The following is a 15496-nucleotide window of genomic DNA, read 5'->3' as shown; positions in this document are numbered from 1 at the left end:
CGTGCGGGACCCCACTGACAATCGGCCCTGACCTGCGCTTTTGCTTCAACTGTCGATCCGGCGCTAACTTTTGCACTGACTGGTCAGTATAAAAATGGGGAGGGTACGTGGACAGCCCGCACGGGGCGGCCGTCTTCGCGGAGGGGTTCGGCCTCAAGGGCCCGCGCGGCTGGGCGTTCCGCTCGGTCGACATCGACGCCGGGCCCGGTTCGCTCATCGCGATCGAAGGCCCCTCCGGCTCCGGCCGGACCTGTCTGCTGCTCGCGCTCACCGGCCGGATGCGTCCCGCCGAGGGCCGTGCCGAGGTCGGCGGGCTGCCGCTGCCGCGCAAAATGGCCGCGCTCCGCCGGATCAGCGCGCTCGGCCCGGTGCCGTCGGTGAGCGAACTCGACCCCGCGCTGACCGTCGACGAGCATCTGCGGGAGCGCGCCCTGCTCCAGCGCCGGTTCGACGGCTCCCTCCGCGCCCTGCTGCGCCCCCGCTCCGAGCGGGTCGCCGCGGCCCGGGGGCGGATCGAGGAGGCGCTGGCCGGGGCCGGTCTCGACCCGGCCTCCCTGGCCAGGGCGGGGCGTACGCCCATACGCGAGCTGGAGCGGATGGAGGCGCTGCGGCTGTCGGTCGCGCTCGCGCTCATCGGCCGCCCCCGGCTGCTCGGCGTGGACGACGCCGATCTGAAGCTCTCCGACGCCGACCGGGTGGAGGCGTGGGACCTGCTGCGCTCGGTCGCCGCCTCGGGGACGACCGTGCTGACGGTGTGCAGCCAGGCCCCGGAGGGGGCCGTGGTCGTCCGGGCGGGCGACACCGGACCGGCCGGACCCGCCGACAGCACCGACACCGCCGAGGTCATCGGCACCGCGACACACGAGGGGGAGGGGACGGCCGATGCGTTCGCCGAGACTGGCCGCGCTTGAGCTGAGGCGATTCGGCAGGGGCAGGCTGCCCCGGGCGGCGGTGGTCGCGATCGTGCTGCTGCCGCTGCTGTACGGCGCGCTGTACCTGTGGTCGTTCTGGGACCCGTACGGACAGCTGGACCGGATCCCCGTCGCCCTCGTCAACGACGACAAGGGGGCCACCGCCGACGGCAAGAAGGTCACGGCCGGCGACGAGATCGCCGGGAAGCTGCGTGACAGCGATGTCTTCGACTGGCACGAGGTGAGCGCCGCCGAGGCCCGCGAGGGCGTCGAGGACGGCGCGTACTACCTCTCGCTGACCATGCCGAAGGACTTCAGCGAGCGCGTCGCGTCCAGTTCCGGGGACAGCCCGGAGACCGGCGCCCTCCAGGTCCGCACCAACGACGCCAACAATTACATCGTCGGGCAGGTTTCGCGGACGGTGTTCGCAGAGGTGCGCACCGCCGCGTCGACCAAGGCGTCGCGGTCGTTCCTGGACCGGATCTTCATCTCCTTCTCCGACATCCACGGCGCGACCGAGGACGCGGCGAAGGGCGCCGACGATCTGAAGGGCGGCATCGGGGACGCGAAGGAGAGCTCCAAGAAGCTCGCCGACGGCCTGCGGAACGCCAAGGACAACACCGGCAGGCTGACCGGCGGGCTCGCCGAGCTGAACAGGGGCGCGGGCGATCTGGAGGCCGCCGCCCGGCAGCTCGCCGACGGCACCCGGGCGGCCAACGAGCGCGTCAACGGCATCGCCGACGGCGTCCGCCCCTATCTGAAGAACGACGGCAAGTCGATAGGCGAGGCGGCCCGGCTGGTCACCGAGGCCACCAAGACCATCCGTTCCGGACTCGGCGAGCTGACGACGGCCGCCCCCGGCGCGGCGACCCGGGCGCAGAAGGCCTCCGACGAACTGGCGGCCGTCCACCGGGCGCAGTGCGTCGACCCGGCGAAGGCTCCGGCGAAGACCCCGGTGGAGGGCACGGCGGAGGACACGGCGGAGGACACGGTCAAGGACACGGCCGCTCCCGTCGCCTGCCCGGCGCTGGAGCGCGCCACGGCCCTGGCCGCCGAAACCGCCACGGCGGCGGCGGGCGTCAGCGCCCTGGTCAAGGACAACCAGGACGAGCTGCGCGCGCTCGACGCCCGCGTCGCCGACCTGGAGAAGAAGTCGACGGCCCTCGCCGCGCGCTCGCCCGGGCTGGAGAGCGATCTGGCGAGCGCCCTTGACAAGGTCGGCGCGCTCGACTCGGGCGCGCGGAGCATCTCGCGGGGACTGACCGAGCTGCGCACCGGGCTGACCGGGGCCCAGTCGGGGTCCAGTGAGATCGACAGCGGGGTGGACAAGCTCAAGAAGGGCGCCGGAGCCCTGGACGGCGGTCTGTTCCAGCTCGCCGACGGCTCCGCCGAGCTGGCCGGCGGACTGCACGACGGCGTGGCCAAGATCCCCGACTACGACGAGAAGGACCGTGACCGGCGTACGGAGGTGATGGCCGACCCGGTCCAGCTGGCGAGCCAGACCCTGAACAAGGCCCCCAACTACGGCACCGGGTTCGCGCCGTACTTCATCCCGCTCTCCCTCTGGGTGGGCGCGATGGTCGCGTACATGATCATCGCGCCGATGAACCGGCGGGCGCTCGCGGCGGGCGGCTCGGCCTGGCGGATCGCGCTGGCGGGCTGGCTGCCGGTGGTGGCCATCGGGCTGGTGCAGGTCGGTGCGCTGATGGCGGTGCTGCACTGGTCGCTGGGGCTCCGGATGGCGCACGCGGGCGGCACGGTCGCCTTCCTCGCCCTTGTCATCGGCTGCTTCGCCTCGATCATCCAGTGGCTGAACGCCCGCTTCGGCGCGGCCGGGCGGATTCTCGTCCTGGCGGTGCTGATGCTCCAGCTGACCTCGGCGGGCGGCACCTATCCCGTCCAGACCAGCCCGGCGTTCTTCAACGCGATCCACCCGTTCCTGCCGATGAGTCATGTGGTGGAGGCCCTGCGCAGGCTGATCACGGGCGGCGGGCTCGACCCGGTGTGGCAGGCGAGCGCGGTACTGCTCGCCTTCACCGCGGGGGCGCTGGCGCTCACCGCGCTGTCCGCGCGGCGCAAGCAGGTGTGGACGCTGGACCGGCTCCATCCCGAGCTGAGCCTGTGAGCGGGCCGGCCCGCGACGGGTCCCACGGTAGGTCCCTCGGTGGGTCCCTCGGTGGAACGGAGCCCGTGAAACCCGCGAGACCTGTGACAATCGGCGCCATGGACGCGAGCGACAGCAGCAGCACCAGACGCCGGGCGACCCGGGCGAAGCTCTACGAGGCCGCCGTGACGCTCATAGCCGAGCAGGGCTTCTCCGCCACCACGGTGGACGAGATCGCCGAGCGCGCGGGGGTCGCCAAGGGCACGGTCTACTACAACTTCAAGAGCAAGACCGAGCTGTTCGAGGAGTTGCTGCGGTACGGCGTCGGTCTGCTGACGGCGTCCTTGCAGTCGGCTGCGGACGACACGGCGGCGCGCGGCGGCACCAAGGTCGAGGCGCTGGACGAGATGATCAGGGCCGGACTGGCCTTCATCGACCGCTATCCGGCCTTCACCCAGCTCTTCGTCGCCGAGCTGTGGCGCACCAACCGGGCCTGGCAGTCGACGCTGCTGGTGGTGCGTCAGCAGGCGGTGGCGGTGGTCGAGACGGTGTTGCGGGAGGCCGTCGAGAACGGTGAGCTGAGCGAGGAGATCGATATTCCGCTCACCGCCGCGGCGCTGGTGGGGATGGTGCTGGTGGCGGCGCTGGACTGGCAGTCGTTCCAGCGGGAGCGGTCGCTGGACGATGTGCACTCGGCGCTGTCGCGGCTGCTGCACGGGCGGGTCGGCGGGCGCTGACGGGTATGTACGGGTCCAGGGCCCGCGGGAAACGGAAAGCGCCGGTCCGGCGGGACTCCCCCGAGTCTCCGCCGGACCGGCGCTTTCCGTTTCCCCCGTACTCCTCCCCCGTCCCCCCCGTGCTCCCCCCGTGTCCCGGATGTGTTCCCCCGGGTCACCCCCCTGTGGTGCCGGGGACCTCCCTCTCGGGAGGCACCCCGTCCTGCTTCCCCCGTCACTCCGGGGGAGCCGCGCCGTTCCGCCGCCCCGTGTCGGCGGTTCCGGTGCCGCGTCCCCCTCGGTGTGCTCCACTCTTCCGTCCCGGCCGGGGGCGTCCCATCCGCGCGCGTACTCATTCGCGGGGCTAGGTATAGGTATCCGTACTCAGCCGCGCGCTGCCGCCCGTTCCCCGGTCCCCACTGGTTACGATCGCCCCCGTGTCCGTACTCCCCCTTGTCTTCACGAGCGGCTGGGCCAGCGGGATCAACGCCTACGCGGCGGTTCTGCTGCTGGGTCTGTTCGGGGCCGCCGGGATCACCGACGAGGTGCCCGAGGCGCTCCAGCGGACCGATGTCCTGGTCGTCGCCGGGGTGCTCTTCCTGTGCGAGGCGGTGGCCGACAAGATCCCGTACGTCGACTCCGTGTGGGACACCGTCCACACCGTGATCCGGCCGGTGGCGGGCGCGGTGGTGGCCGCGCTGCTGGCCGGCGAGAACGGCTCGCTGCCGGAGATCACCGCCGGGGCGGTGGGCGGCACGACCGCCCTGATGAGCCATCTGGTGAAGGCCGGCACCAGGATGGCGGTCAACACCTCGCCGGAGCCGTTCAGCAATGTCGCCCTGAGCACGGCGGAGGACGTGGGGGCGAGCGGCATCCTCGCCTTCGCCCTCTTCAACCCGGTGGCGGCGGCGATCATCGCCGGGACGCTGCTGGTGCTGGGCATCGTCACGCTGTTCTTCCTCGCCTCGCGGATCCGGCGGTTCCTGCGACGCCGGGCCCAGCGCCGGGAGGAGCGGCGGCTGGCGGACCAGGTGGGCGCGCCGGAGATCACCCGGCCTCCGGAGTGAGCGCCTCCGGGCGGCCCGGAGACGCTCGGGAGGGACTCAGTCGCCGGTGCTGGTGGGCCGGTGGTGGACGTACTCGACCTCGGTCCCGTCGGGGTGCCGGACATTGAATCCCATGCCGGTGGGGACCTTCTGGAGCGGGACGGTGATCTCCGCGCCCGCCGCGAGGAGACGGTCGTGGTACGGCCGCACATCGGCCACCAGCAGGGTCCCGGCCGTCGCGCGGTAGGGCCGCACCTCCTCCTCGCCGCCCTCGATGAGGAGGAACGCGCCGACCGTCGCGAGCCGGAGCGCGCCGAAGGAGAACCTGGCGTCGGCCTCCGTCCCCTGGAGGCGCTCGTAGAAGTCGATGCCGGCGTCCAGGCCGCCGAGCGGGAGGAAGACCCGGACGAGGACACGGGGTTCGGTGAGGTCGGAGGAGTCGTTGCGCCGCCGCCACACCGGGGAGGGCGGCCGGTTCGTGCTGTTCGCTGTCATGCCGCCAGGCTCTCCTTGACCGGCCGCCGCAGACAGGCCACCGTTCATGGGGTGAGCGAGACTCATAGGATCATCGGCATGGAGGGGTCCCTGCGCCGCGAGTTGGGCGCTCATCTGCGCGCCTCACGAGAGCGGATCGGCCCCCAGGACGTCGGTCTCTCCGGGGGCGGCCGGCGGCGCGCCCCGGGGCTGCGGCGCGAGGAGGTCGCCGCGCTGGCCGGGGTCAGCGTCGCCTGGTACACCTGGCTGGAACAGGGCAGGGTGGCCACGTCGCGGCAGGTCGTCGACGCGGTCTGCCGGGCGCTGCGGATGGAGCCGGACGCGCACCGGCACGCCCTCGCGCTGGCCGGGTTCCTGCCGGTCGCGCCGCCCGCCGGACCGGGGCCGGACGGCGTCGGTCCGGAGACCCTGCGGCTGATCCACGGCTGGGGGACGGCCCCGGCGCTGATCCTGGACGAGCGGCTGGACATCCTGGCCGCCAACGCGGCCCACCGCCGGCTGTGGGGCGACCCGGAGGACCTCCCCGAGGAGCGGCGCAACCTCCTGCTCCAGCTGGCCTCCGGCCCTCCGGGCGACTACCGGCTCGTGGACGGCGAACCGCTGCTGCGCGGCCTGTACGAGCAGTTCCGCACCGCCGCCGGGCATGTCCCGGACGACCCGCGCGCCTCGGACATCACCCGGCTGCTGCACCGGGCACGGCCCGACGCGGCCGACCGGTGGCAGTGCCGGACGGTCGCGAACTTCCCGCCCACCACGGTCGAGGCGCGCGCCTCGGACGGCGTCCCGGGCGGTACGGACGTGCTGCGCCTGACCTTCTCGCTGCTGCGCCCGGTGGCCGAGGCGGGGGTGCTGCTGCTCGTCCAGACCCCGGCCGACCCGGCGGCGCAGGAGCTGCTGGACCGTCTGGCGCGCGACCGGCCGATCCTGGGCTGACCAGTGCTGACCTGGCCCTTCCCGGGCCCGGGGAGGGATTGTCGGTGGCGGTCGATAGAGTCGTCGGCATGGCACGGATTGCGGTGATCGGCGCGGGGATGGGCTCGATGGCGGCGGCTGCCCGGCTGGCCGTCGCGGGCCACCGGGTGACGGTGTACGAGCGCTCGGCGACGTACGGCGGCGCGGTGGGCTCCTTCGAGCGGGACGGCTTCGTCTTCGACACCGGGCCGGGGCTGCTGCATCTGCCCGCCGTCTGGCGGGATCTCTTTCTGAAGACCGGCCGGGAGCCGCTGGAGCGCTGCGTCTCGCTGGTCCAGGTCGACCCGGCGAGCAGGCATCTCTTCGCCGACGGCTCCGAGGCGGCGCTGCCCGACGCCTCGCGGGCGGGCATCGTCACCGCGCTGGAGTCGGCGCTCGGCGGCGGCGCGGGCGAGCGCTGGGGCGCTTTCCTGGGCCGGGCCCGGGACGCCTGGGACCGCTCGCGGCGGCCGCTGCTGGAGGAGCCCCTGTGGCCCGACTGGCGGGTGCTGGAGCGCGATCCCTACCCCGCCCCGAGGCGGCGCAGGCTGCTGCGCACCCGGCAGGCGGCCACGGTCGCCGAGGTGGGCGCGTGGGAGCTGGAGGATCCCCGGCTGGCGGCGCTCTTCGAGGGGTGTGTGCTGGGGTACGGGCTGGATCCCCGGCACGCGCCCGCGAGTGCCGCGCTGCTGCCGTACATGGAGCAGACGTTCGGCAGCTGGTATGTGGAGGGCGGGCTGCGGGAGCTGGCCCGCGCGGTGTACGAGCGGTGCGCGACCCGGCGGGTGGAGTTCGTCTTCGGGGCGGAGGTCGTCTCGGTCCTGGAGCGGGACGGCCGCGCGGCGGGCGTCGTGCTGGCGGACGGCTCGACGGCCGAGGCCGATCATGTGGTGGCGGGCGGCGGGCCCCCTGCGACGGCCCCCGGCCGGGAGCTGTGGGGCGAGGGCGATGTCCGGCCGCCGGAGGAGTCGGGCGGCGGACCGCTGCCCGGCAGACTCTCGGTGCTGCTGGCAGTCCGGGGGGCCAGACCGGCGTCGGCCGTGCACCGCGGTGTGGTGCACGCGCCGGACACCGGCGTCGAGGCCGCGGCCGTGTTCGGCGGCCGGGTCGCCGAGCTGCCCACCGTCACCGTGCTCCGGCCCGACGACCCGCGGACCCGTCCGGACGGGGACCATGAGGCGATCACCGTCTCGGCGACGGTCGCCGGCCACGGGGACGGCGGCGGGGCCGGGACCGGGGTCGACTGGAGCGACAAGGCGCTGCGGGAGCGCTGCGCGGAGACACTGATCGACGCCGCCGCCCGGTCCCTGGGCGAGAGCCCCGCCGCATTGCGCGAGCGGGTGCTGTGGCACGAGATCCTGACCCCCGCCGAGACGGGCGGCATACCCGCGCCCGCGCTGGCCGGGCCCGGCGGGCGGCATCTGCGCCCGGCGAACACCACCCGGCTGCCGGGGCTCCATCTGGCGGGCGGCCGGGCCCATCCGGGCGGCGGGCTGGCGCACTCGGGGATGTCCGGCGCGCTGGTGGCCGGACTGATCGTGGAAGGCGCGGACTTCAAGGGCTCGCGGTAAGGGGCCCCTCACAGCGGTCGCCGGGGACCGGACGGGCCCCGGCGGCCCGGGTTCAGTAGCGGTACTGGCCCTCGTCGTGCTCGGGGCCGTAGCCCTGGGGCGCGGGCTGGTCCTGCTGCTGCTCGGTGTCCCGCTGCTGCGGGACCCAGACCCCGCCGGGCGGGGTGTCCGTGTAGGACTGCTGCGGGTAGTACGCGTCCGCGCCGTACTGCTGCGGGTTGCCGAAGCTGTCGTAGCTCTCGAAGGCGTTGTACTGCTGGCCGCCCACATAGGGGTCGGAGTAGGCCGCGTACTGCTGCTGCCCGGCGGCGAACTCGTCCTGGCCGGGCGGCTGATGCTGCGGCTGGTCGCCGTAGTAGGGGTCGTACTGGCCGTAGCCGTCGCCCTGGCCGCCCTGGTCGGGCACGGGTGCCGCCTCGGGGCCGGGGCCGGGGCCGGTGTAGACGCCGTATCCGTTGGTGTCGTCGGGCATCGGCTGGGGCTCGTAGACCGGCTCGGGGCCGAAGCTCGCGGAGCCGAAGTCGTCGACGGCGGGCGGGTCGTAGGAGAGGACCCCGGTCTCCTCCAGGCCGGAGACCTGGAGCGCGGGCTCGCGCCCCTCCTCCTCGTCGCCGTCCTTGCGGCGGCGGCTCGCGCCGGACCGGCCGCCGATCGCCCAGCCGGTGGAGAAGCCCCGGCGGAAGGAGAGCGTCACACAGGTCTGCCCGACCGCGAAGGCGATCGCGCCGAGCCCGATCACCACCACGGAGGGGATCAGCACACCCAGGACCACGCCCAGGAATCCGCCGAAGGCCAGCAGCCGCCAGCGCAGCCGCGCCTTGTACTGCAGCAGCACCTCACCGAGCAGCCACAGCGCCACCACGCCGAATGCGATGTAGAGGACCGTCCAGCCCATGCCCGCCCCTCTCCCTCGGCCCCCGCCCCGGGGCGGGGCGGCGGAGCCGATCAGGACTGCTGGTGCAGTCCGAGATTCTCGTATATCTCCAGTGTCGCGGTGGAGTTGTTGAGCGTGATGAAGTGCAGCCCGGGAACACCCTCGGAGAGCAGCTCCGCACAGAACTCGGTCGCGAACTCTATTCCCATGGAGCGTACAGCGGCAGGATCGTCCTTGACGCTGAGGATCCGTTCTTTCAGTCCATCCGGGAACGCGGCATTGCTCAACCGGGCAAAGCGTTCGAGCTGTTTGACGCTGGTGACGGGCATGATCTCCGGGATGATCGGAGTCTCGCAGCCCGCCGCCTCCACGCGGTCGCGCAGCCGCAGATAGTCCTCGGGACGGAAGAACATCTGGGTGATGGCGTAGTCGGCCCCGGCCCGGCACTTGTCGACGAAGTGGCGGATGTCGCTGTCCCAGTCCTGGGAGCGGGGGTGCATCTCGGGGAAGGCGGCGACGCCCACGCAGAAGTCGCCGGACTCCTTGATGAGCCGGACCAGTTCGGCCGCGTATCCGACGCCCTGGGGGTGCTTGACCCACTCGCCCATGGGGTCGCCGGGCGGGTCTCCCCGGACGGCGAGGATGTTGCGGATTCCCGCATCGGCGTACTGGCCGATCATGTTGCGGAGTTCGGCGACGGAGTGGTCGACCGCCGTGAGGTGGGCGACGGGGGTCAGGGTGGTGTCGGCGGCGATCTGCTCGGTGGCCCGGACCGTGCCGGCACGGGTGGAACCGCCCGCGCCGTAGGTCACGGAGACGAAGCTCGGGGCGACCGCCTCGATCCGGCGCAGCGCGTTCCAGAGGTTGCGCTCGCCCTTCTCGGTCTTGGGCGCCCAGAACTCGAAGGAGTAGGAGGTCTTGCCGGTCGCGAGCAGTTCGCGCACGGTCAGTGCGCGGTCCGTCCTGATCGAAGAGGTTCCGAGGGCCATACCCGCAGGTTACCGAGGGTCGGGGGAGCCCCCCAACACAAGTCCACCAATCGGACACACGGCGCTCACGAATAGGCTTGATCACCACGCCTGGTAACGGCTGGTATCAGATGGTGTGCGGTGATGGGCCCCGATGTCTCATCCGAGGTCGCGGGCCCTGATCCGCTTGCTGAGGGCGGCCGTGGCGGCGGCCGGGTCGGCCGCCTCGGTGATCGCCCGCACGACGACGATCCGGCGGGCTCCCGCGTCCAGCACCTGGTCGAGGTTGTCCGCGTCGATGCCGCCGATGGCGAACCAGGGGCGGTCGGTCCCCAGCGCGGCGGTGTACCGGACGAGGTCCAGTCCGGGCGCGTGCCTGCCGGGCTTGGTCGGGGTGGGCCAGCAGGGGCCGGTGCAGAAGTAGTCCACGCCCGGCTCGACGGCGGCGGCGGCAGCCTCGGCGGGGGCATGGGTGGAGCGGCCCACCAGGGGGGCCGGGCCGAGGATGGCGCGGGCGGCGGGGACGGGCAGATCGCCCTGGCCCAGATGGAGCACATCGGCCCCGGCGGCGTGGGCGACGTCCGCCCGGTCGTTCACCGCGAGCAGTGTGCCGTGCCGACGGCAGGCGTCGGCGAGGATCCGCAGCTGCTCCAGCTCCTCGGCGGCCTCCAGGCCCTTGTCGCGCAGCTGCACGATGTCGACGCCGGAGGGGAGGACCGCGTCGAGGAACGCGGCCAGGTCTCCCTGGCGCTTGCGGGCGTCCGTGCAGAGGTAGAGCCGGGCGTCGGCGAGCGACGGGCGCTTCGTGGGCATGGCGAGGGCCTCTCGTTCGGATCAGGCTGGATCAGGGAGCGGGTTCTGATGCCGTGGATCTCCCCCTGGGCCTCCGGCGCGGGTGGTGCCCCCAGGCGGAGGAAGAAGCCCACGCGGAGGGGATACCTCCCGGGCGAAGCCCAGGGGGCCGCAGGCGACTGACGACAACGCCGCGTGGGGGCACCTCCCGGGCCGAAGGCACAGGGGGAGCATGATGCCAGGGCACGCGAGCCCAGCCTGATCCGAACGAGAGGCCCTGGGTCCCCCGGGGTGTCGACGGGATGCGGGCGGGCGCGCGCCGCGCAGGGCGCGGCGGGCCCGCCCGCACACCGCTGTGGTGTGCCGGCTGCGCCGGCCGGGTATGGGCGCGGTTCTCAGACGGCGAGGGCCTGGGCCCTGCGCTTCACTTCGGTGCCGCGGTTCTCGGTGAGCGCCTGCGCGGGCGTGCCCGGCAGGCTCGGGTCCGGAGTGAAGAGCCACTCCAGCATCTCCGCGTCGGTGAAGCCGTCGTCCCTCAGGAGCGTCAGGGTGCCGGAGAGGCCCTTGACGACCTTGTCTCCGTCGATGAAGGCGGCGGGCACCTGGAGCGCCCTGTTCTCACCGCGGCGCACGGCGATCAGCTGGCCCTCCTTGACCAGCTGGCGCACACGCGTCACCTCGATGCCGAGGAATTCGGCGATGTCGGGGAGGGTGAGCCAGGCGGGTACGAGGGCATCGATCTTTGCGTCAATCTCGGTCACGGGACAAGCCTGCCATCTGGGACTGACAGTCGGTAGCCGGGCTCCGCCCCGATCTGTGTCCGGGAATCCGGAATCCTGGAATCGTACCTGGTCAGAGCCGTTTCACCGACTCGTTTCAGCTTCCGGCCGACGCGGCCTTCAGAGGTACGGCGGGGTCGGCGGCCCGCCGGGCGTCCAGCCGGGCCCCGGAGAGGATCAGCTTGCGGCCCTGGGCCAGATCGCGGGGGCGGTCCACGGCGAGCAGGGCGACGAGGGCCCCGTCGCGCAGCCACAGCACCGTCCAGGCGGCCTCGCCGGGCCCGCCGCGCCACAGGGTGGTGTCGGCGTCGGCGTGGTCCCCCGCGTACTGCGCGAAGCGGCCGAACTGCTCGGACCAGAAGTAGGGCACCGGGTCGTAGCGCACCGGCGGCTCCCCCGCGCCCGCCGCGATCACATTGGCGGCGACGGTCCGGGGGCCCTGGAGGGCGTTGTCCCAGTGGTGCACGAGCAGCCGCCGGCCGTAGCGGGCGGAGGGGAAGGAGGCGCAGTCCCCGACGGCGTGGACGTCGGGGAGGGAGGTACGGAGGGACTCGTCGGCGGTGATCGCGCCGCCCGGGTCGGTGGCGATGCCGGAGCCGGCGAGCCAGCGGGTGGCCGGCCGGGCCCCGATGCCGACGACGACGGCGTCGGCGGGCAGCCGCCGGGGCGGCGCTCCGGTCCCCTCGTCGACCACGACCGTGCCGGGCTCGACGGCGGTGACCCGGGCGCCGGTGATCAGTTCGACGCCGTGCTCCGCGTACCAGCCGGTCATGGGGGCGGTGACCTCGGCGGGCAGCGAGCCGGCCAGAGGGCGGTCGGCCGCCTCCACCACGGTGACCGCGCAGCCGGCCGCGCGCGCGGCCGTGGCGAACTCCGCGCCGATCCAGCCCGCGCCGACGACCACGATGTCGTGGCGGGCGGCGAGGACGGGACGGAGTCTGGCGGCGTCGTCGAGGGTGCGCAGCAGATGGACGCCGGGGACGGCTTCGACGCCGGGGAGGGTGACGGGCTCCGCGCCGGTGGCGATGACGAGGGCGTCGTACGGGACGGGTCCGGCCTCGGTGTCCAGTTCACGGTCGCCGGGCCGGAGGCCTGTCACCGCGCGGCCGAGGATCAGTTCGACGTCGAGCGCCTCGAAGTCCACGTCGAAGGCGGATCCCTCGGCGGTGCCGAGGAGGACGGCCTTGGAGAGCGGCGGCCGGTCGTAGGGCTGGTGGGGTTCGGCCCCGATCAGGGTGATCCGCCCGGTGAAACCCTGTTCCCGCAGGGCGACGGCGGTCTGTACGCCCGCCATGCCCGCGCCGACGACGACCACGCGCCGCGCCCGCCCCTGACTCCGCTGCTCAGTCGCATCATTCACGGGTTCAACCTTACGCAGCTGACATATCGCCAGAAAAAGGCCCTGTCTCGCCGCCGCCGGGCAGCTCCTCGACCACGCTGGTGCCGCTGCCCTCCCGGGACTCCCACTCCCAGGTCTCCGCCAGCCGCACCCGGCCGTCGGGGAGTTCGGCCACGGTCGAGACGCAGTGGCCGCAGGAGGTCGCTCCGTCGGCCGTCAGCTGGACGTAGCGGAAGTCGAGACGGTCGCCCGCGCGGGTGCCCACCAGATGGCCCCGGACCACGTCACCTCCCGCGTACTCGGCCCAGACCGCGCCGTCCCGCTCGTGATAGCGGAAGCGGGTGCCCGTGCCCACCTGGCCCGGTGCCTGGTCGGCGACCGGTGCGAGGACGAGTCCGTCGAGCGACCTTGCCATTGCCGTGCTCCCTCACGCCGAAGTCCCAAGTCCGGAGCCCGCGGCCCGAATGCCCGGAGCCCCGCCCGGCCCCACCGCGCCTTTCTGCGGGTCGGGCCCTGGGGTTAGGGTGGCCACCGTAAAGCACTCGCGGGAGCCCGGACGCACCGGGCTGAGAGGGAGGCTGGACGGCCTCCGACCGTACGAACCTGATCCGGGTCATGCCGGCGAAGGGAGGAGCCGACCACTCATGTCGCGTATCCCGGGCAGTCGTACCGAGCCCGAAGAGGGCCGGCCGCCGCGATCACCGGACGTCCTCGTCGTCGGGGGCGGGATCATCGGGCTGGTCACGGCCTGGCGCGCCGCGCTGAGCGGGATGGACGTCACCGTCCTCGACCCGCGGCCGGGCGGCGGGGCCGCGCAGGTCGCCGCCGGAATGCTGGCCGCCGTCACCGAACTGCACTACGGCGAGGAGACCCTGCTCGCCCTGAACCTCGAATCCGCGCGCCGCTACCCGGCCTTCGTCGCCGAGCTGGAGGAGGCGAGCGGGCAGGAGGTCGGCTACCGCGCCTGCGGGACCCTCTCCGTCGCCCTCGACGCCGACGACCGCGCCCATCTGCGCGAACTGCACGCCCTCCAGCTGCGCTCGGGACTGGACTCGCAGTGGCTGAGCGGCCGTGAGTGCCGCCGTCTGGAGCCGATGCTCGCACCGGGCGTACGCGGCGGGCTGCGGGTCGACGGCGACCATCAGGTCGATCCGCGCCGGCTGACGGCCGCCCTGGTCACCGCCTGCGAGCGGGCCGGGGTGGCGTTCCGCCGGGCCTGGGCCGAGCGGCTCTCGGTCGTCGGCGGCCGGGCGGCCGGAGCCGTACTGGACGACGGGAGCGAACTCGCCGCCGGTCAGGTGGTGCTGGCGGGCGGCAGCCTCAGCGGACGTCTCGCGGGCGTCCCGCCCGAGGTGCTGCCCCCGGTCCGGCCGGTCAAGGGCCAGGTGCTGCGGCTGACCGTGCCCGTCGCCTTCGGCCCCTTCCTCTCCCGGACCGTGCGGGCCGTGGTCCGCGGCAGCCATGTCTATCTGGTGCCCCGGACCAACGGCGAACTCGTCGTCGGCGCGACCAGCGAGGAGCTGGGCTGGGACACCACCGTCACCGCGGGCGGGGTGTACGAGCTGCTGCGCGACGCCCATGAGCTGGTGCCGGGCATCACCGAGCTGCCGCTGACCGAGACCCGGGCCGGACTGCGCCCCTGCTCCCCCGACAACGCGCCCCTGCTCGGCCCGACCGAGCTGCCCGGACTCCAGCTGGCCACCGGGCACCACCGCAACGGGGTGCTGCTCGCCCCCGTCACCGGCGATGTGCTGGCCGCCGCGCTGGCCGGCGGGGCGCTTCCGCCGGAAGCCGGCCCCTTCACCCCCCGCCGCTTCTCTTCCCTCTCCCAGGAGCAGCCCGTATGAGCACCGTGCCCGTGGCCGTCTCTGTCTCCGTCAACGGCGAACGGCGTGAACTCACCCCCGGAACCACCCTGGACACCCTGATCGCGGAGCTGACCACCGCCGGGGCGGGCATCGCCGCCGCCGTCAACGAGTCGGTCGTGCCGCGCGGCCACTGGTCGCGCACCCCGCTCGGCGAGGGCGACCGGGTGGAAGTCCTCACCGCCGTGCAGGGGGGCTGACCGCGATGTCCGACGACCGGCTCGTCATCGCCGACACCGCCTTCGACTCCCGGCTGATCATGGGCACCGGCGGCGCCCCCAGCCTCAGTCTGCTGGAACGCTCGCTCACCGCCAGCGGCACCGAGCTGACGACCGTGGCGATGCGCCGCGTCGACCCCACCGTCCAGGGCTCGGTGATCTCCGTGCTCACCCGGCTCGGCATCCGGGTGCTGCCCAACACCGCGGGCTGTTTCACCGCGGGCGAGGCCGTGCTGACCGCGCGGCTGGCGCGCGAGGCGCTGGGCACCGACTGGGTGAAGCTGGAGGTCGTCGCGGACGAGCGGACCCTGCTGCCCGATCCGATCGAGCTGCTGGACGCGGCGGAGACGCTGGTGGACGACGGCTTCACCGTACTGCCGTACACCAATGACGATCCGGTGCTCGCCCAGAAGCTGGAGGACGTGGGCTGCGCCGCGATCATGCCGCTGGGCTCGCCGATCGGCTCGGGGCTCGGCATCCGCAATCCGCACAACTTCTCGCTGATCACGGAGCGGGCCGGGGTCCCGGTGATCCTGGACGCGGGCGCGGGCACGGCGTCCGACGCCGCGTTCGCCATGGAGCTGGGGTGCGCGGCCGTGATGCTCGCCTCGGCCGTCACCCGCGCCCAGGAGCCGGTGCTGATGGCGGAGGCGATGCGGCACGCGGTGGAGGCCGGCCGGCTCGCGCACCGCGCGGGCCGCATCCCGCGCCGGCACTTCGCCGAGGCCTCGTCCCCGGTCGCCGGACTGGCGGCGCTGGACCCGGAGCGACCGGCCTTCTGAGCGCGTACGGGCCCCCGGCCGTCACCGTACGGCCCCGGGAGGCCCGGCGGGACGGGGAGTGTCCGCGGCGGCTCGTAGAATCGCG

At 73.5% G+C, this 15496-nt stretch carries 16 protein-coding genes and 1 riboswitch; of the genes, 9 read left to right on the top strand and 7 right to left on the bottom strand.

Going from position 1 to position 15496, the window contains the following annotated elements; genetic code table 11:
* The first annotated feature begins 107 nt into the window (after positions 1–107).
* The 4 genes from ABD371_RS10770 (at position 108) to ABD371_RS10755 (ending at position 4798) form a co-directional block, all read left to right on the top strand.
* Entirely contained in the window at positions 108–911 is an 804-nt protein-coding gene (locus ABD371_RS10770; RefSeq protein ID WP_344475290.1) for an ATP-binding cassette domain-containing protein, read from the top strand.
* Positions 883–3036, top strand: a complete 2154-nt coding sequence (locus ABD371_RS10765; protein ID WP_344475288.1) for a YhgE/Pip family protein — start codon at positions 883–885, stop codon at positions 3034–3036. The genes ABD371_RS10770 and ABD371_RS10765 overlap by 29 nt, the downstream gene beginning before the upstream one ends.
* A gap of 98 nt (positions 3037–3134) precedes the next feature.
* Positions 3135–3752 (top strand): TetR/AcrR family transcriptional regulator, encoded by a 618-nt coding sequence (locus ABD371_RS10760; RefSeq protein WP_190125969.1) that lies wholly within the window; start codon positions 3135–3137, stop codon positions 3750–3752.
* Positions 3753–4168: 416 nt separating this feature from the next.
* Positions 4169–4798 (top strand): DUF4126 domain-containing protein, encoded by a 630-nt coding sequence (locus ABD371_RS10755; RefSeq protein WP_344475286.1) that lies wholly within the window; start codon positions 4169–4171, stop codon positions 4796–4798.
* A gap of 36 nt (positions 4799–4834) precedes the next feature.
* Here ABD371_RS10755 and ABD371_RS10750 read toward each other — a convergent pair whose 3' ends face one another.
* Positions 4835–5272 carry a VOC family protein gene (locus ABD371_RS10750; protein ID WP_344475284.1) on the bottom strand — a complete coding sequence of 146 codons (438 nt, stop codon included), beginning with the start codon at positions 5270–5272 and terminating at the stop codon, positions 4835–4837.
* A 51-nt stretch (positions 5273–5323) separates the two neighbouring features.
* On the opposite strand from ABD371_RS10750, the gene ABD371_RS10745 reads away from it, so the two are divergent.
* Both ABD371_RS10745 and ABD371_RS10740 read left to right on the top strand, forming a co-directional pair.
* Positions 5324–6205 carry a helix-turn-helix domain-containing protein gene (locus ABD371_RS10745; RefSeq protein WP_344475282.1) on the top strand — a complete coding sequence of 294 codons (882 nt, stop codon included), beginning with the start codon at positions 5324–5326 and terminating at the stop codon, positions 6203–6205.
* 68 nt (positions 6206–6273) lie between these two features.
* Positions 6274–7794, top strand: coding sequence for a phytoene desaturase family protein (locus ABD371_RS10740; RefSeq protein ID WP_381733458.1), 1521 nt, complete (start codon positions 6274–6276; stop codon positions 7792–7794).
* Positions 7795–7846: 52 nt separating this feature from the next.
* On the opposite strand, the gene ABD371_RS10735 is transcribed toward ABD371_RS10740, so the two are convergent.
* The 6 genes from ABD371_RS10735 to ABD371_RS10710 all read right to left on the bottom strand — a co-directional run bounded on the left by ABD371_RS10735 (position 7847) and on the right by ABD371_RS10710 (position 12961).
* Entirely contained in the window at positions 7847–8689 is an 843-nt protein-coding gene (locus ABD371_RS10735; protein WP_344475280.1) for a hypothetical protein, read from the bottom strand.
* Positions 8690–8739: 50 nt separating this feature from the next.
* On the bottom strand, positions 8740–9657 hold the full coding sequence (metF, locus tag ABD371_RS10730) for a methylenetetrahydrofolate reductase [NAD(P)H] (RefSeq protein ID WP_344475278.1): 918 nt from the start codon (positions 9655–9657) through the stop codon (positions 8740–8742).
* Between the two features lie 138 nt (positions 9658–9795).
* Positions 9796–10449: a thiamine phosphate synthase gene (thiE, locus tag ABD371_RS10725; RefSeq protein WP_344475276.1), complete on the bottom strand. Its 654-nt coding sequence runs from the start codon at positions 10447–10449 to the stop codon at positions 9796–9798.
* A 374-nt stretch (positions 10450–10823) separates the two neighbouring features.
* Positions 10824–11189: an Rv2175c family DNA-binding protein gene (locus tag ABD371_RS10720; protein ID WP_344475274.1), complete on the bottom strand. Its 366-nt coding sequence runs from the start codon at positions 11187–11189 to the stop codon at positions 10824–10826.
* Positions 11190–11304: 115 nt separating this feature from the next.
* Positions 11305–12567 (bottom strand): NAD(P)/FAD-dependent oxidoreductase, encoded by a 1263-nt coding sequence (locus tag ABD371_RS10715; protein WP_344475272.1) that lies wholly within the window; start codon positions 12565–12567, stop codon positions 11305–11307.
* Positions 12568–12577: 10 nt separating this feature from the next.
* Entirely contained in the window at positions 12578–12961 is a 384-nt protein-coding gene (locus ABD371_RS10710; protein ID WP_344475270.1) for an avidin-fold protein, read from the bottom strand.
* 119 nt (positions 12962–13080) lie between these two features.
* A riboswitch (TPP riboswitch) is annotated at positions 13081–13194 on the top strand.
* Here ABD371_RS10710 and thiO point away from each other — a divergent pair.
* The 3 genes from thiO (at position 13191) to ABD371_RS10695 (ending at position 15411) form a co-directional block, all read left to right on the top strand.
* The gene (gene thiO, locus ABD371_RS10705; RefSeq protein ID WP_344475268.1) at positions 13191–14393 is read left to right on the top strand and encodes a glycine oxidase ThiO; all 1203 of its coding nucleotides are present in this window, start codon (positions 13191–13193) and stop codon (positions 14391–14393) included. Its footprint overlaps the riboswitch before it by 4 nt.
* Positions 14390–14611 (top strand): sulfur carrier protein ThiS, encoded by a 222-nt coding sequence (gene thiS, locus ABD371_RS10700; RefSeq protein ID WP_344475266.1) that lies wholly within the window; start codon positions 14390–14392, stop codon positions 14609–14611. The genes thiO and thiS overlap by 4 nt, the downstream gene beginning before the upstream one ends.
* Before the next feature lie 5 nt (positions 14612–14616).
* Entirely contained in the window at positions 14617–15411 is a 795-nt protein-coding gene (locus ABD371_RS10695; protein WP_344475264.1) for a thiazole synthase, read from the top strand.
* Positions 15412–15496 lie beyond the last annotated feature (85 nt).

It is taken from the genome of Streptomyces amakusaensis, from assembly GCF_039532665.1.
Taxonomy (GTDB): Bacteria; Actinomycetota; Actinomycetes; order Streptomycetales; family Streptomycetaceae; genus Streptomyces; species Streptomyces amakusaensis.
Note: the sequence above shows the minus strand (reverse complement) of the source record. Positions and strands in the feature narration are given on the sequence as shown.

Bases quoted from the DNA above. Each gene is read 5' to 3' on its own strand.
- ABD371_RS10765 (WP_344475288.1), top strand. From the start codon at position 883: ATGCGTTCGCCGAGACTGGCCGCGCTTGAGCTGAGGCGATTCGGCAGG.
- ABD371_RS10760 (WP_190125969.1), top strand. From the start codon at position 3,135: ATGGACGCGAGCGACAGCAGCAGCACCAGACGCCGGGCGACCCGGGCG.
- ABD371_RS10750 (WP_344475284.1), bottom strand. From the start codon at position 5,272: ATGACAGCGAACAGCACGAACCGGCCGCCCTCCCCGGTGTGGCGGCGG.
- ABD371_RS10740 (WP_381733458.1), top strand. From the start codon at position 6,274: ATGGCACGGATTGCGGTGATCGGCGCGGGGATGGGCTCGATGGCGGCG.
- ABD371_RS10735 (WP_344475280.1), bottom strand. From the start codon at position 8,689: ATGGGCTGGACGGTCCTCTACATCGCATTCGGCGTGGTGGCGCTGTGG.
- metF (WP_344475278.1), bottom strand. From the start codon at position 9,657: ATGGCCCTCGGAACCTCTTCGATCAGGACGGACCGCGCACTGACCGTG.
- thiE (WP_344475276.1), bottom strand. From the start codon at position 10,449: ATGCCCACGAAGCGCCCGTCGCTCGCCGACGCCCGGCTCTACCTCTGC.
- ABD371_RS10710 (WP_344475270.1), bottom strand. From the start codon at position 12,961: ATGGCAAGGTCGCTCGACGGACTCGTCCTCGCACCGGTCGCCGACCAG.
- thiO (WP_344475268.1), top strand. From the start codon at position 13,191: ATGTCGCGTATCCCGGGCAGTCGTACCGAGCCCGAAGAGGGCCGGCCG.
- thiS (WP_344475266.1), top strand. From the start codon at position 14,390: ATGAGCACCGTGCCCGTGGCCGTCTCTGTCTCCGTCAACGGCGAACGG.
- ABD371_RS10695 (WP_344475264.1), top strand. From the start codon at position 14,617: ATGTCCGACGACCGGCTCGTCATCGCCGACACCGCCTTCGACTCCCGG.